The organism is Microbulbifer sp. VAAF005, assembly GCF_030012985.1.
GTDB lineage: Bacteria > Pseudomonadota > Gammaproteobacteria > Pseudomonadales > Cellvibrionaceae > Microbulbifer.
Genome location: NZ_CP120233.1, coordinates 2,976,373 through 2,992,408, shown reverse-complemented (window position 1 = coordinate 2,992,408; position 16,036 = coordinate 2,976,373). Strand labels below are relative to the sequence as shown.

The window sequence follows — 16,036 nt, the reverse complement described above, 5'->3', positions numbered from 1 at the left end:
ATTTAACTATCAAAAAAGATAGAAATTTATGAATCCCCTGTCTCAAAAAATCTACTAAAAAATCCTGAGATAAAAAATAAATCGTTAAAAAACAATAGGTTACAAGTATTTTTCAGTTGTCTGCAAAAGTTGGCACCCAATTCGCTATATCAATAACTAAATGAAACACATGAATACCAAGCGCGGTTTCAAAAGGAGTGGAAGATGAAACCAATGCCATATGAAGTAATGCAGGCAGGTGGGGTACCGATTAAGTCTTGGACCCTGGGTGTGCCTTTTGAAGATGAAGCCAAAGCGCAGCTCAAAAATATCTCGCAGATGCCATTCGTCCATAAATGGGTCGCGGCGATGCCCGATGTACATCTGGGCAAAGGCGCCACCATTGGCAGCGTAGTCCCAACCCTGGGGGCAGTAATTCCCGCTGCCGTAGGGGTGGACATTGGCTGCGGCATGATGGCGGTTCGCACCAGCCTGATGGCGGCGCAACTGCCGGACAACCTGGCTGGAGTGCGCAGCGCCATCGAACGAGCCGTGCCCCACGGACGTACTGGCCGACACCGGGGGAGAGGGCGGGACAAGGGGGCCTGGGAGAATCCACCGGACGATGCACTTGCCGGTTGGGCGCCTCTGGCCGCCCAGTTTGAACTGCTCAAAGAGAGGCATCTGGTATTAAAAAATACTAATAATATCAATCACTTGGGAACACTTGGTACAGGCAATCACTTTATCGAGATGTGCCTGGATGAACAGGGTAGCGTGTGGTTGATGCTGCATAGTGGTTCTCGGGGAGTGGGAAATCGAATAGGTACTTACTTTATTGAGAAAGCCAAGCGGGATATGGAGCGCTGGCATATCCACTTGCCGGACAATGACCTGGCCTATTTCCCGGAAGGTACCGAGCACTTTGACGACTATGTGCAAGCGGTGGAGTGGGCGCAGGAGTTTGCCCGTATCAATCGCGAAGTGATGATGGCGCGCACTATTAACGCGGTGAAGCAGGCCCTGGGGATGGATTTTGAGGCGTGTATGGAAGCGGTGAATTGTCACCACAATTATGTCTCCCGCGAGCATCATTACGGCAAGGATGTATTGGTGACCCGGAAAGGCGCTGTAAGAGCGCGTGCCGGCGAAATGGGTATTATTCCCGGTAGTATGGGGGCCAAGTCATTTATTGTGCGGGGGCTGGGTAACGAAGAAAGCTTCTGTAGCTGTAGCCATGGGGCCGGACGAGTGATGTCCCGTACCAAGGCCAAAAAGCTGGTCTCCCTGGAAGAGCATCGCGCGGCCACCGCCGATGTGGAATGCCGAAAAGACGAGGGTGTGATCGATGAAACCCCATCGGCCTACAAACCTATCGAAAAGGTTATGGCAGCACAGAAAGACCTGGTGGAAATCGTCTACACCCTCAAGCAAGTGGTTTGCGTCAAAGGCTGACGCGTTTTAGGCCAGGGATCGGCCGAACTAAGGCAATTGCTAAAGTATGCAGGCCGCCGGACGAATTCGCCGGGTTGCCGCAACCGAGTTTGAGTTCTTTAGCCCGTCAGCGGAGCCGGTTCTGAATCCCGGCCTGGCATCACCGCCTATGGCGGCAGGTGTACCCACGGGATAGAAGTTCAAACATTTACTTTGTAGCTCATTTGGTAGAGCAGTCGATAACTTATCGATTGGTAGCAGGTTCGATTCCTGCCAAAGTCCCATCGTTCTCAAAACGATCTGGAAAGAGGCGAGAGCCTGGGGTTCGACTCCCTGTTAAAAATCTATCCGGGGTCCGACAACCTCTCGATGCGGTAAATAGGATTTAGCGGTTTATCGCGGAGGTGCTCCGGCAACTGTGTCGTTAATCGTGGGTTTGCCCTGTGCGATCCAGCGGCAAGATTTGTCATTGTTTCTCCTGGCCAGGGAATTTGGCTGAAGGCTCAGGGTGAGCCTGGTGGAGAAGGTTGCAATTCCTCTGCCGCTGGGTCCTGCTCGGCACAAACGGTTTACCACCAGTCGCTGGACGGGCCCCACCTTTGCGGCCCCATGGGGTAACGCAGTATGGAAATGGAATAAAAGATAAGAACCATGATATCTCTGTTCAAAATATGGAAGAACGTGGATGTTGCGGATAGCGAGCGAGTGTTGCTATTTCGCCGCAACCGTTTTGAAGGGGTGCTGCCACCTGGCAGCCATCGTATATCCCTATTGTCCGGTGATGTACGGGCAGAAACTTACGATATTACCGATGTGGTATTCGGTGAAATCAAAGCCAAATTTTTGTTAAACACCTATGGTGAGATCCTTGGTGAATACCTGCAATCCTATGAATTGTCAGACCATCAGGTGGGATTGTTTTACCGGGATAATCACTTGGTCGATATTTTGCCACCGGGTACTTTTCGCGCTGTGTGGAAGGGCGGTGAATCCGTGCGAGTGGAAATCGTGGATATCTCTGAGGAATACGCCATCGATAAAAAAGTCCTGGGCTTACTGGGGCGAGGTGTACGTGCTGGACAAATGCGCACCGCCCTTCAGGCGGTAAGCTACAACGAGATTCCCGATGAGCACGTGGGCCTGTTAATGGTCAACGGTAAGTTGGAAAAGGTGTTACAGCCCGGCTGTTATGGCTACTGGAAATACAACCGCTCTATCGAGGTTAAGGTACTGGACTTGCGGTTGAAAACCATCGAAGTTAGCGGCCAGGAAATTCTGACCAAGGATAGGGTCAGCCTGCGTGTCAACTTGACTGGCGCTTACAAAATTGCCGATGCAAAAAAAGTAGCGCTAAAGCTCAGCGATAGTACAGGTTTTATTTATCGCGAATTGCAGCTGCACTTGCGCGAGGCCGTGGGTACCCAAACCCTGGATAGCCTTCTGGCCGATAAGGATAGGCTGAATATTGTGATTGCGACCGGCATCCGTGACAAGCTGGCGACATTTGGTATCGAGCTTACCAGTGTCGGGGTCAAGGATATTATTTTGCCCGGCGATATGAAGATGATCCTCAATCAGGTTGTAGAAGCGCAGAAGGAATCTGAGGCAAACCTGATTAAGCGCCGGGAAGAAACCCAAGCTATGCGATCTCTGCACAATACCGCCAAGCTGATGGATAACAACCCGGTACTGTTGCGCTTGAAAGAACTGGAAGCTTTGGAGCGGGTCAGCACCCGCATCGATAAGATTTCCGTATATGGCGGTCTCGATGGGGTGATGAATGAGTTGGTGAAGTTGCGCCCTACGGCTTAAAGACGCCACTCACTAAAAAAGATGTAAATTTTAAGGAATTAAACAGTGATTGAGATAGACGGCGCCCAGGGGGAGGGCGGCGGACAGATTTTGCGGACATCCCTCACCTTGTCTGTTTGTTTGGGAATAGCGGTTCGAATTAAAAATATTCGAGCAGGTCGTAAAAAACCCGGTTTGTTGCGCCAGCACTTAGCCTGCTTGCGAGCAGCTAAAGCGATTAGCCATGCCGAAGTCAGCGGCGAACAATTGGGTGCCTCGGAAATTACTTTTGCACCGGGGAAAGTGCGTCCCGGTAAATACCACTTTTCTATTGGCTCGGCCGGTAGTACCAGTTTGGTGTTTCAAACCGTATTGCTGCCGTTGTTATTGTCCGATGGTGTCAGTGAGTTGTGTCTTGAAGGTGGCACTCATAATAAAAAGGCTCCCAGCTTTGATTTTATAGCCCAGGCATATTTGCCCCTGTTGGCTCGTATGGGCGCTGGTGTGGAGGTGGCCCTGGATGATTATGGCTTCTACCCTGCCGGGGGTGGTTCATGGCGCACACGTATCCAGCCGCTATCGCAGTGGTCAAAACTGGAGCTGACAGAACGGGGTGAACTTCTGGATGCTGAAGCTGTGGCGACCTCGGCCCATATCCCTGCTCATGTGGCCCAGCGGGAGCTGGCGCAGGTCCGTAAGAAGTGCGAATGGCGATCGGAGCGTCTGCATCAAAGGCAGGTGAAGTCCCAAGGGCCTGGCAATGTACTCTCCCTGCGTCTGCAGTCCCAGCAAGTGGCTGAGGTGTTTGAGGCTATGGGGGAGCAGGGTGTTAGCGCTGAGCGTGTTGCCGATCGCGCGATTCGGCAGATGCAACGCTATATGCACGCCGGCGTGCCAGTGGGCGAACATCTGGCTGACCAGCTAATACTCCCATTGGTGCTGGGGGTCGGTGGAAGCTTCACTACCCTGAAGCCGAGCCTCCACCTCTTGACCAATATCGAAGTCGTGCGTCAGATAACAGGAGTGACCATCGATTTGAACCAAGTGGGAGAGGATCAGTGGCGAGTAGTGGTTGAGAACTGCTAAGAGAAAAGAAAGCCCGATGTTAGGTACAAGGGGCTGGGTTGCCCCAGCCCTGAGACATTGCCAAAGCCGTCGAAAAATTGTTTAAAAACAATAGGTTAGAGTTTTAGTGTTCTCTGTAGATGCAGCGGTAAACCGGAAGGCGATTAAAAGCCCTGCTTTCACACCTCTTGTTCCCCGCATCTGCGGGGCCCTTCTATCTCACTAATAGCTATTCGGTTTGCCAGCCCCATCTTTGAGGTAATCCTGAAGGCTTCCTGGCAAATAGTAATCCCATCCGCTTTTGCACATTTTCCAGCATTTCATCTCCGGTGAGAGACCGATATGGGTAAAGGTGAGGCGGGTGCCACCGGGCTCGCTAGAAAATTCAAAGCGAAGAGTACTGCCCTGCCACTCTTGTGGATCATCAACCTGCTCAGAAACCATATTGGACTCTATACACTCAAGTTCGATTAACTTCTGCGGCACCAAAGCTTTGGCGCGAAACACCCAATAGGACTCGCCACCAAATCCGGTCTTGGCGGTATCACCCACTGCCAGGAAAGGACCGCTAGTTGGCGTCCACCATTGGGACATCTTTTCAGCAACTGCCCGGTAAGCTTCTTCCTGAGTGACTGGGCTTAAGAAAGAGGTGGTGTAGTCAGGCATGATTGTCTTTCCCTTTTGGTTATTATTGCTGGAGCTAATTTGAATATAACTTTTAGCAGCTGGCACTAATTTCACAAGTTTTTAAGGCCCATTAATTTGGTCGATAAATATAAAAATTTTTACGGTTTTTTTTTGTTAGTAGCCGCCACCTTTAATTTTTTTAACTTTGCTTAACCAATGTTATTTTCCAAAACAAATTTTTTATTCAGAAACCTCTAGGAAATCTTTCTAAAAGCGAGGCATCAATCTGATATACATCAATAAATCGCTGGGTACTCCGCCTGCATAATGCACTCGCACTGGGATAACTGCTGTGATCGGGAATGGTTTCGATCATATTTGTGCAGTTGCCTTCCACCCAAAATATTTTTGCAAAGGAACGGCGAATGAAACAACAGAAATTGTCCACCGTAATCGCGGCCATCATCCTTGGGATTTCCAGCTACCAGACTATCGCAGCAGAGAATGAAAGCGCCACACTCACTGATGCACTGACTTCAGGAGAGGTGGGAGTGAATCTTCGTTACCGGGTAGAAAACGTTGACCAGGACAATATGGACGATGTTGCTATCGCCTCGACCCTGAGAACCCGGCTGAACTGGACCAGTGGCAACTACCGTGGTTTTGATGCGTTTTTTGAAGTGGATGACATTAGTGAAATTGGCAACGACAATTACAATTCAACAGTGAATGGCAATACTGAGCACCCCGTCGTTGTCGACCCCCAGGGCACTGAGGTTAATCAAGCCTATTTAAAGTACAGTGGTTTTAACTCTATGGTGGTTGCCGGTCGACAGCGAATTAACCTGGACGATCAGCGCTTTATCGGTGGCGTGGGTTGGCGCCAGAATGAACAGACGTATGACGGCCTGCGTTACCAATTTGGCGGGGAAGGGGAGTTACAGCTGGATTACAGCTATATCTACAACGTAAACCGTATTTTTGGTGAAGACAGTGACTTATCGGACCTGGATGGGGATATTCAACTGTTTCATGCCAGCTATCCACTGGTAGAAGCGCATAAGTTAACTGCCTTCTTCTACAACCTGGACCTGGATAACGCTGAGAACTTCTCATCCCGTACTTTCGGTGCCGCTTACCGGGGAGATTTTGGCCTGTTTGAAACTCAGCTGAGTTATGCCCGCCAGGAGGATATCGGCAATAATCCCAATAATTTTGCGGCGGATTATTACCTTGCTGAAGTTGCCGCACCATTGGGGCCAGTAAAAGGCAAGTTGGGTTATGAAGTTCTGGGTTCTGACGACGGTGTGGGTTTTAGCACACCACTGGCGACACTACACAAATTCCAGGGCTACACAGATAAGTTCATAGAAACTCCAGCAGATGGTGTTGAAGATTTATATCTCGGTGCCAGCCTGGCGCTTGCCGGGGGTGATTTGGGTATCACTTATCACAGTTTTGAGGCCAATGAAGGTTCAGCGGACTACGGTACCGAGTGGAATATCAGTTACGGTCACGAGTTTAATGAATATTTCTCAGCGTTGGTAAAATATGCAGCCTACGATGCAGAAGATTACAGTGAAGATACCGATAAGCTTTGGTTGATGCTTACCGCAAAATTCTGATTTTTGTTAATTAACAATTTTCAGGTAGATATAAAAAAGCTGGGCTTGTACATAACTAAGCCCAGCCTTTTCTTGTCTCAGCAGTAAATTTTGGCTTATAGACGCGTCAGTAAATTTACAATCTACTTGTCCATTGTTAACAGGCCAGAAACCTCACCCTTGGGGTCCAGCTGGGTATGCAAGTTAACAAAGACCTTCCCATCCATTAGCGCCTTGCGATAGGGCTCCTCCACCATCCATTTACCCATAATATATCCACTGGTGCCTTCAGCACATTTTTTTGCCAAGCCATGCTTGCCCTTGTCAGTTTTAGTCTCGGGCCAGTCGGGAACCATGCCCGGGTGATTGGGCATTCCGCAGATAGTTTGAATAATTGGGCCACTGGGTTTACCCGGCTTGCAAATAGGGGTTCTTTGCCATCGCCTGCACATTGCATATGGAAGTGCGACATTGCCACCCCGCCCTTTGATAGATCGCTGTAGCCCACCATAAAGTGCAGCATATGTGACTGTTTGTTGTAGGCGCCAATAAAGAAGCCATTGGCATCTTTGGGGGTTTGTGGATTCACCTTCTTGCCGAGCATATTCTCATTAGCGGTGGTTAAGTCAGATTTAAAGATGGTGAACATCTTGTCATTGCCCGCTTTGGACCAGGCTTTCTCACCACCAGCCCCATGCTTGGCAGCTGATGGATCTTTCTCTTTTTTGTTATGGCTATCGGAAACCGTGAATGCAGAATAAGCCAGCAGAAATACTGCCAACATTAAGAAAGTGGCTCTGGGCAATGAACTCAGTTTCATAAACCTCTCCTCTCTATTAAATAGATATAGTCATTGCTTGATGGAATGGTTGGATGCCAGGCCATCGAGGAGGCTGATATTCACCAATGTGATTGGTGTGAATCACGGGATAGGCTAGCGATAAGTACTTGTAGCATATGGGCTCGCGGTTGGCCCTTGGGGGTCAATTTAAGAGTCAGTATTTTTGACGATAGCTACTTGGGTGTTGGAGGAGCTTCAGGATGGAAGAGCGTTTGGATAGGTAATAAGGTCGTTGAAGATAGTTACTACTGGGGTGGAAGGAAAGAATACACCGCACTCGAGACACGCAGTGAATACATCCCTGTAAGCTCCTAATCGGCATCCATGCCTCATAGGGTCCCGAGCGCGGTGTATTCTCTCCTTCTCCCTTTTTAGCAATAAAGATACTGGCGGATTTCGAAAGATAGGGGCGGCAATTATTTGCTAGCCCCAAGTGACCTTTCATAAAGGTAGAGAGTTATCACCCCACGTCTTTCCACACCAACTCCCGCTCGCGGGCGTAGAGGGGAATAAAATTGAATTGCACTTCGGTGCCCCCTTCGTCGCGGCGGCGGATATTCAGCTTGCCATTCAGGTTGCTGGCGCGCTCCTGCATGATCGACATACCGAAGTGATTGCGTTTCTCTGGTGCATTGCTGATGCCGATGCCGTTGTCGCAGATGCGTACATTGAGGGAGTGGTTGTCGGCCTGGGTCAGGCTGATCTGCACCATATCGCCCTGGGAGTGGTACACAGCGTTTTGCGAGGCCTCGCGCACCAGTTGTAACAGGTGAATTTCCTCGTGGGGAGTGAGGGGCACCTCGTCCAGATGGTAATCCAGCAGCACATTAATTTGCGGGTGCTGCTCGCGGTAAGCGAGGATAGATTGCTCCAGGATACTGCGCAGGCCGCCAGGTCCTATTTGCAGGCGGAAGGTGGTGAGCAGTTCGCGCAGCTGTCGGTAAGAGGAATCCAGACCCTCTTTCAGCTCGGTAATAATCTCCTCTACCTTGGACTTGTCCACCTGCTCACTGCGATTGGCGCGGTTGAGTCGGGTAACCTGAATTTTCAGATAGGACAGGGATTGGGCCAGGGAATCGTGTAGCTCCCGGGCGATGATCGCGCGCTCGTCCAGTAGGGCAACACGGCGCTCCTGTGCCTCCCGCTCGTTGATGGCGATGGCTGCAGTGACACTGTCGGCAAAGGTAGCCAGGCGCTGCTGCTGTTCTTCATCAAGGCTCTCGCCTCGGGGCAGAGTGCAGGTGAGTACACCGTAATTGCGTTTGTCCACTTCCAGCGGGAATCGGTACACGCGCTGTTGGTCTTCATCAGAGGGACCGCAGGTGTTTACGCAGATATGGCATTCACTACCAGTGCACTGAGTGTTGCCTAGCCCCTGTACCAGATGCTCGTAGGGGGCCTCGCCCTCCGGGGTCATCAGGCACAGATCCAGGTTGTCCAGGCTGGCGACATTGGCGAACTCTCCCAGCCACTGGCCCAACTCCGCCCCTGTGAGCGGGCCCTCGCTGATCCGTCGTGCCAAGCGGTATTGGAAGTCCAGCGCTTTATGGCTCTTCTGTAATTGGGAGGTTTTTAGCTCCACGCGATGGGCAAGATCCCGGTGAGTCGCATGAATTTCATCGCTCATATAGTTGATGGTGCGTGCCAATACTCCCAGCTCGTCCTCGCTGTTAATCTCCAGGCGGTTTTGGTTGAAGTCTCCCTGGGCGATGCTCAGGGAGCGATTGGTCAGCTGCTTTAGAGGCTGCTCCACAGAGCGGTGCAGTATGCACAGGGAGAGATACACCAGGGTCACAATGGCAAACAGTGAGCCCACCTGCACCAAACGCAGCAGGCTTATTTTTTCCTCGGCGATGGTCTGATAATCGAACACCAGTGTATCCACATCACCGATAAAGGGCTCCAGGCGGTTGGCTAACTGCAAGGAGTCCATAGAAGTGCGCCCGGCGGCAATGGACTCCAGCAGTGGGCGGATTTCTCCCTCCCAGCTTTCGATTACCTTGCGGTAATTGCGCGCTGCGGGCAGGTTATCGCTGGCAGTGAAGTCGGAAATGCTGAGTACCCGGGTCAGGCGTGCGGTCACCTCGTCTGCCAACTCAGCCGTGGCTTCAATATCCCCGGAGGGTGCGGTGGCCGCAAGGCGGTAGCTCATAGCCCGCAATGAGCCGGCCAGGTTAACGGCGGCGGCATCGTTTTCGGCGGCATCGGAGATAATATAGGACGCCACCATAGAGCTCAGTGCTACCAGTACAGTGAGCAGCATCAGGGTGCCGATGCGGTAGACGATGGACTGTCGAATTCGGTTCAGCATATCGGATTCACTTCGCCCTGGGGCGGTTGTGGATGGCTGATCTCTATTGTGCCGTCCATTGGCGCACAAAGTTGTGGGTACCACTAAAGATCGCCAGTTTTGCACATAATTTAACCTGGCGCCTGTTTTTTACACAGAGGCCCTGTTATTGCTGGGATAGGACTCCACCATAACGGCCCCCTGGCGTCGTTTCCCTACCTATTCGGGGGTAGTTCGTCGCTTTTCTACCCCTTTTTGGTCAGGTGATCCCGCCGTCCCTCCCTTTTATATTCCCGGTAAACCGATGCTTTAACCGCATGCCGATGCCCTGGGAGTACCGCATGAGCCATTTCCTGGACCGACTGAAATATCTGAAGAAACAAAAAGAGCCCTTTTCCGGAGGACACGGGGAAAAGACGAATGACGACCGCAGCTGGGAAGATGGCTACCGTCGTCGCTGGCAGTTCGACAAGATCGTGCGCTCTACCCACGGGGTGAACTGTACCGGCTCTTGCAGCTGGAAGATCTACGTCAAAGACGGCCTGGTCACATGGGAAACCCAGCAGACTGACTACCCGCGCACCCGCCCGGACCTGCCCAACCACGAGCCTCGTGGCTGCCCCCGTGGTGCCAGCTACTCCTGGTATATGTACTCGGCTAACCGCCTCAAGTACCCGAAAATCCGCAAACGTCTGGTAAAACTCTGGCGCGAAGCCAAGTTGAGACACAGTGATCCGGTGGAGGCCTGGGCCAGTATTGTCGAAGACCCGGCCAAGGCGCAGTCCTACAAAGAGCGCCGCGGTATGGGCGGCTTTGTGAGGATCAAGTGGGATGAAGTTAACGAGCTGATTGCCGCTTCCAACGTCTACACCACCAAGAAATACGGTCCCGACCGGGTGACCGGCTTCTCGCCGATTCCCGCTATGTCCATGGTGTCTTACGCCGCTGGTGCCCGTTATCTGTCTCTGATCGGCGGCAACTGCCTGAGTTTCTACGACTGGTACTGTGACCTGCCGCCCGCCTCACCGCAGGTCTGGGGTGAGCAAACCGACGTACCCGAGTCCGCCGACTGGTACAACTCCAACTACCTGATCGTATGGGGCTCCAATGTGCCTCAAACCCGTACCCCGGATGCGCATTTCCTCAGTGAAGTACGTTACAAGGGCGCCAAAACCTGTGTGGTCACCCCTGACTACTCAGAGTGCTCCAAGTTTGGCGACACCTGGCTGGCACCGCGCCAGGGTACCGATGCGGCTCTGGCGATGGCCTTCGGCCATGTGATCCTGAAAGAATTCCACGTCGACAAGCCCAGCGCCTACTTCACCGAGTATGTGCGCACCACCACCGATATGCCGATGTTGGTGACCCTGGAAGAGCGCGACGGCAAGCTGGTACAGGGCCGATTCCTGCGCGCCTCTGACCTGGCGGACAACCTCGGCCAGGATAACAACCCGGAATGGAAAACCATCGGTGTTAATCACGATGGCCAGCTGGTTTCCCCTCAGGGCTCCATGGGCTATCGCTGGGGAGAGCCCTCAGCGAAAGAAGGCCGTGGCAAGTGGAATATTGAACAGCGCGATGGTCGCAGTGGCGAAGAGTTGGAGCTGAAGCTCAGCCTCAAAGACTGCGCCGATGAAATCGCACAGGTCGCCTTCCCCTATTTCGGCGGCCAGACCCACGAGCACAACTACTTCCAGCACACCGAACACGATGAAGTAATCGACTACAAGGTGCCGGTGAAGCTTGTTCAAAACAAAGATGGCGAGATTCTAAAAGTAGCCAGCGTCTACGACCTGACCCTGGCGAACTACGGTGTCGAGCACGGCCTTGACGACCCCAACTGTGCTCAGAACTACGACGAAGATAAGCCCTACACCCCCGCCTGGCAGGAAAAGGTGACCGGCTGTCGTCGTGAGAATGTCATCCAGGTTGCCCGTGAGTTTGCCAACACCGCCGACAAGACCCGTGGACGCTCCATGGTAATTCTGGGAGCGGGTCTCAACCACTGGTATCACATGGATATGAACTACCGCGGGATCATCAATATGCTGATGATGTGCGGTTGTATCGGCCAGAGCGGCGGTGGTTGGGCCCACTATGTGGGGCAGGAAAAACTGCGTCCGCAGACCGGTTGGACCCCACTCGCGTTCGGGCTCGACTGGCAGCGCCCACCGCGCCATATGAACGGCACCTCCTTCTTCTATAACCACGCCAGCCAATGGCGCTATGAGAAGCTGGAGATGGATGAAGTGGTTTCGCCGCTGGCCGACAAGAGCAAGTGGCAGGCTTCCATCATCGACTACAACAGCCGCGCCGAGCGCATGGGCTGGTTGCCCTCCGCGCCGCAGCTGGGGATCAACCCCCTGCAACTGACTAAAGATGCCGCCGCCGCAGGTATGTCTGCCAAAGACTACACGGTGCAGCAGCTCAAGCGCGGTGCGCTCAAATTCTCCAACCAGGACCCGGATAACCCGCAGAACTTCCCGCGCAATATGTTTATCTGGCGCTCCAACCTGCTCGGCTCCTCTGGTAAGGGCCACGAGTACATGCTGCGCCATCTGCTCGGTACCAAGCACGGTTTGATGGGCAAAGACCTGGGTGAAGAAGGCGGCAAAAAACCAGAAGACGTGGCCTGGCATGACGCCCCCAGCGAGGGCAAAGTGGATCTGCTGGTGACACTGGACTTCCGTATGTCCACCACCTGTCTCTACTCCGACATCGTATTGCCGACGGCCACCTGGTATGAGAAGGACGACCTCAACACCTCAGACATGCACCCCTTTATTCACCCGCTCACCAAGGCGGTGGACCCGGCCTGGGAAGCGCGAAGTGACTGGGAAATCTTCAAGGGCATAGCGAAGGAATTCTCCAACCTGACCGATGGCCACCTGGGGGTGGAAAAGGATCTGGTGACTCTGCCGATCCACCACGATACCCCCGGAGAAATCGCCCAGCCGTTCGGTGTACAGGCTTGGTGGAAAGGCGAGTGCGACCTGATCCCCGGCGTTACCGCGCCGAGCATGATTGAGGTGGAACGCGACTACCCCAACACCTACAACCGCTTTACCTCTATCGGCCCGCTCCTGGAGAAACTCGGCAACGGCGGTAAGGGCATCAGCTGGAATACTGACGATGAGGTGGACTTCCTCAAGAAGCTCAATCGCACTTGGAAAGATGAGACTGCTCGCGATGGCCGCGCCCGTATCGACAGTGCGGTAGATGCTGCGGAGATGATTCTGTCACTGGCCCCTGAAACCAACGGCCAGGTAGCCGTGAAGGCCTGGGAAGCCCTCGGTGAGGTTACCGGGCGCGATCACACCCATTTGGCCAAGCCCAAGGAAGACGAAAAAATTCGCTTCGCCGATATCGTGGCGCAGCCTCGCAAGATTATCTCCTCGCCAACCTGGTCTGGCCTGGAAGATGAGCATGTGAGCTACAACGCCGGCTACACCAATGTGCACGAGTTGATCCCCTGGCGCACCATCACCGGCCGCCAGCAGTTCTACCAGGATCACGAGTGGATGCGTGACTTCGGCGAGAACATGTGTGTGTACAAGCCGCCGATCAACCTGAAAACCGTGCAACCGGTGTTGAACCAGAAGCCGAACGGTAACAAGGAGATCCTGCTGAACTGGATCACCCCGCACCAAAAGTGGGGCATTCACAGCACCTACTCCGACAACCTGCTGATGCTCACCCTGTCTCGCGGTGGACCCATCGTTTGGATGAGTGAGTACGACGCCAAGTTGGCGGGTATTGAAGACAACGACTGGATCGAAATCTTCAACGTCAACGGCGCCATTGCTGCCCGCGCAGTGGTATCTCAACGAGTGCCCGACGGTATGGCCATGATGTATCACGCCCAGGAGCGCATCGTGAATACACCGGGAGCGGAAACTACCGGTACCCGGGGCGGTATCCACAACTCCGTAACCCGCGCGGTGATGAAACCCACCCATATGATCGGTGGCTACGCCCAGCAGTCCTACGGCTTCAACTACTACGGCACTGTGGGCTGTAACCGGGATGAATTTGTGGTGGTCAGGAAAATGAACAAGGTCGATTGGCTCGATGGTGAAGACGTCAAAGAGCCGACGCGAGAGGAGGTGTAGCAATGAAAGTTAGAGCCCAGATAGGCATGGTGCTGAACCTCGATAAATGTATCGGCTGTCACACCTGCTCGGTGACCTGTAAAAATGTGTGGACCTCCCGCGAGGGGGTTGAATACGCATGGTTCAATAACGTCGAAACCAAACCCGGTGTTGGCTACCCCAAAGAGTGGGAGAACCAGGACAAATGGAACGGCGGCTGGACCCGCAAGAAGAACGGTAAATTGCAGCCGAAGATCGGTGGCAAGCACCGCGTACTAGCCAACCTGTTTGGCAACCCGGATATGCCGGAGATCGACGACTACTACGAGCCGTTCGACTTCGACTACCAGAACCTGCACAAGGCTCCGGAGCAGAAGCACCAACCGGTAGCCCGCCCGCGCTCGCTGATTACTGGCGAGCGCATGGAAAAAATCGAATGGGGCCCCAACTGGGAAGAGATTCTCGGCACCGAATTCGAGAAGCGTAAAAAGGACAAAAACTTCGAGCAGGTGCAGGCCGACATTTACGGTGAATTTGAAAATACCTTCATGATGTACCTGCCGCGCCTGTGCGAACACTGCCTCAACCCGGCCTGTGTTTCTGCGTGCCCCAGCGGTGCCATCTACAAGCGCGAAGAGGACGGCATTGTTCTGATCGATCAGGACAAATGTCGCGGCTGGCGCATGTGCGTATCCGCCTGCCCCTACAAGAAGATCTACTACAACTGGAAAACCGGTAAATCTGAGAAGTGTATCTTCTGTTACCCACGTATCGAGGCGGGTCAGCCAACCATCTGCTCCGAGACCTGTGTAGGCCGTATCCGCTACCTGGGCGTACTGCTCTATGACGCAGACCGCATTGAGGAAGCCGCTTCTGTAGAAGACGAAAAAGCGCTCTACCAGGCCCAGTGCGATATCTTCCTCGACCCCAGCGATCCCAAGGTCCAGGAAGCTGCCCGCGCCGAAGGTATCCCCGAAGCCTGGCTCGAAGCTGCGCAGAAATCTCCGGTGTACAAGATGGCCATCGACTGGCAGATCGCCCTGCCGCTGCACCCGGAATACCGCACCCTGCCCATGGTTTGGTATGTGCCACCCCTGTCTCCGATCCAGAACGCAGTACAGGCCGGCCAAGTGGAAACCGTTACCGTGGGTCGCGGCGCCGAGATCCCCGATCTCTCCACCCTGCGTATCCCGCTGCAATACCTGGCCAACCTGCTCACCGCCGGCGACGAGAAGCCAGTGGCCCGTGCCCTGGAACGCATGATTGTGATGCGCGCCTATATGCGTGGCATCCATGTGGACGGCATTCAGGAGCGCGAATTGCTGGAAGAGGCTGGCCTGACCGTAGCCCAGGTAGAAGAGATGTATCGCTACATGGCACTGGCCAATTACGAGGATCGCTTCGTGGTGCCCTCAAGCCATAAGGCCTACGCCGAAAACGCCTACGACATGAAGTCCTCCTGTGGTTTCAGCTTCGGCAACGGCTGTAGCACCGGCAACGACAGCACCAATATTTTCGGTGGCAAGCAGCACGCAGTGCGCGAAGTAATACCCGCCAAAGTAGTCGACTAAGGTCGAGCGGAGAATACCGATGAAAGTACTAAACCTGATCGCCCGCCTGCTGGATTACCCGTCCGATGAGCTGGTGGCGCACCTGGATGAGCTGACCAGCTGGTTGGCTGAATCCGAGGATCTGGATGCTCCGTTGCGCGACAAGCTGCTGGCATTTATCTCCCATTACGAGCGTATGGATGCGCTCGATTGGCAGAGCGAATACGACGGTCTGTTCGAGCGCGGCCGCGCTGTATCCCTGCATATCTTCGAGCATATCCACGGCGAATCCCGTGATCGCGGGCAAGCCATGGTAGACCTGACCGCGCGCTATCGCAGCGCCGGCCTTGAGCTGAATGAGCGCGAACTGCCGGATTACCTGCCCACCTACTTAGAGTTCTGTGCCACCCAGGGGGAAGCAGCCTACGGCTGGGTTCACGATATTACCCATGTGATAGCCCTGTTGAGCGCGCGTCTGTCCAAGCGTGAGAGTCCCTATCACCTGCTGATGGATGCGCTCTTGCAGATGGCCGGGGTATATGTCGATCTGACAGCACTCAAGGAAGAAGTCGCCAACGAAGAACGTGACGATACCCCCGAGGCGCTGGACAAGATCTGGGAGGAAGAGGCCGTTAGCTTTAGCGGCGCCAACAATTGCGACCAGTCAATAACGCGGCCCAGCAATGCGCAGCTGCGCGACGGCCAGCCCCTTAACTGGGCCAACGCCGCGCAGAATTCTGCCCAGCCCGCACCACAGGAGTAAC

At 53.7% G+C, this 16,036-nt stretch carries 11 protein-coding genes and 1 tRNA gene; 9 read left to right on the top strand and 3 right to left on the bottom strand.

Annotated features, from left to right (window positions below; genetic code table 11):
* Positions 1–204 precede the first annotated feature (204 nt).
* The 5 genes from P0078_RS13255 to rtcA all read left to right on the top strand — a co-directional run bounded on the left by P0078_RS13255 (position 205) and on the right by rtcA (position 4,290).
* On the top strand, positions 205–1,434 hold the full coding sequence (locus tag P0078_RS13255) for an RtcB family protein (RefSeq protein ID WP_282930433.1): 1,230 nt from the start codon (positions 205–207) through the stop codon (positions 1,432–1,434).
* A gap of 46 nt (positions 1,435–1,480) precedes the next feature.
* A complete protein-coding gene (locus P0078_RS13250) occupies positions 1,481–1,609 on the top strand; it encodes a hypothetical protein (protein ID WP_282930432.1) in 129 nt (42 codons plus the stop codon).
* Positions 1,610–1,623: 14 nt separating this feature from the next.
* Positions 1,624–1,695 (top strand) — tRNA-Ser (locus tag P0078_RS13245).
* Positions 1,696–2,064: 369 nt separating this feature from the next.
* Positions 2,065–3,225, top strand: coding sequence for a slipin family protein (locus P0078_RS13240; protein WP_282930431.1), 1,161 nt, complete (start codon positions 2,065–2,067; stop codon positions 3,223–3,225).
* Positions 3,226–3,270: 45 nt separating this feature from the next.
* Entirely contained in the window at positions 3,271–4,290 is a 1,020-nt protein-coding gene (rtcA, locus tag P0078_RS13235; RefSeq protein WP_282930430.1) for an RNA 3'-terminal phosphate cyclase, read from the top strand.
* Between the two features lie 201 nt (positions 4,291–4,491).
* On the opposite strand, the gene P0078_RS13230 is transcribed toward rtcA, so the two are convergent.
* On the bottom strand, positions 4,492–4,935 hold the full coding sequence (locus P0078_RS13230) for an SRPBCC family protein (RefSeq protein WP_282930429.1): 444 nt from the start codon (positions 4,933–4,935) through the stop codon (positions 4,492–4,494).
* Between the two features lie 386 nt (positions 4,936–5,321).
* Between P0078_RS13230 and P0078_RS13225 the strand changes: the two genes are divergently transcribed.
* Entirely contained in the window at positions 5,322–6,521 is a 1,200-nt protein-coding gene (locus P0078_RS13225; RefSeq protein ID WP_282930428.1) for an alginate export family protein, read from the top strand.
* 205 nt (positions 6,522–6,726) lie between these two features.
* Here the strand turns inward: P0078_RS13225 and P0078_RS13220 are convergent, their stop codons facing one another.
* Both P0078_RS13220 and P0078_RS13215 read right to left on the bottom strand, forming a co-directional pair.
* On the bottom strand, positions 6,727–7,320 hold the full coding sequence (locus tag P0078_RS13220) for a hypothetical protein (RefSeq protein WP_282930427.1): 594 nt from the start codon (positions 7,318–7,320) through the stop codon (positions 6,727–6,729).
* Between the two features lie 481 nt (positions 7,321–7,801).
* Complete coding sequence (locus P0078_RS13215) at positions 7,802–9,652, bottom strand: histidine kinase (protein WP_282930426.1); 1,851 nt, start codon at positions 9,650–9,652, stop codon at positions 7,802–7,804.
* Positions 9,653–9,972: 320 nt separating this feature from the next.
* On the opposite strand from P0078_RS13215, the gene P0078_RS13210 reads away from it, so the two are divergent.
* Genes P0078_RS13210 through narJ form a run of 3 tightly spaced genes read left to right on the top strand, consistent with a single transcriptional unit; the run spans position 9,973 to position 16,035 of the window.
* Positions 9,973–13,743 carry a nitrate reductase subunit alpha gene (locus tag P0078_RS13210; RefSeq protein WP_282930425.1) on the top strand — a complete coding sequence of 1,257 codons (3,771 nt, stop codon included), beginning with the start codon at positions 9,973–9,975 and terminating at the stop codon, positions 13,741–13,743.
* 2 nt (positions 13,744–13,745) lie between these two features.
* A complete protein-coding gene (narH, locus tag P0078_RS13205) occupies positions 13,746–15,293 on the top strand; it encodes a nitrate reductase subunit beta (RefSeq protein ID WP_282930424.1) in 1,548 nt (515 codons plus the stop codon).
* 19 nt (positions 15,294–15,312) lie between these two features.
* Positions 15,313–16,035: a nitrate reductase molybdenum cofactor assembly chaperone gene (gene narJ / locus P0078_RS13200; protein ID WP_282930423.1), complete on the top strand. Its 723-nt coding sequence runs from the start codon at positions 15,313–15,315 to the stop codon at positions 16,033–16,035.
* The last annotated feature ends 1 nt before the right edge of the window (position 16,036 follow it).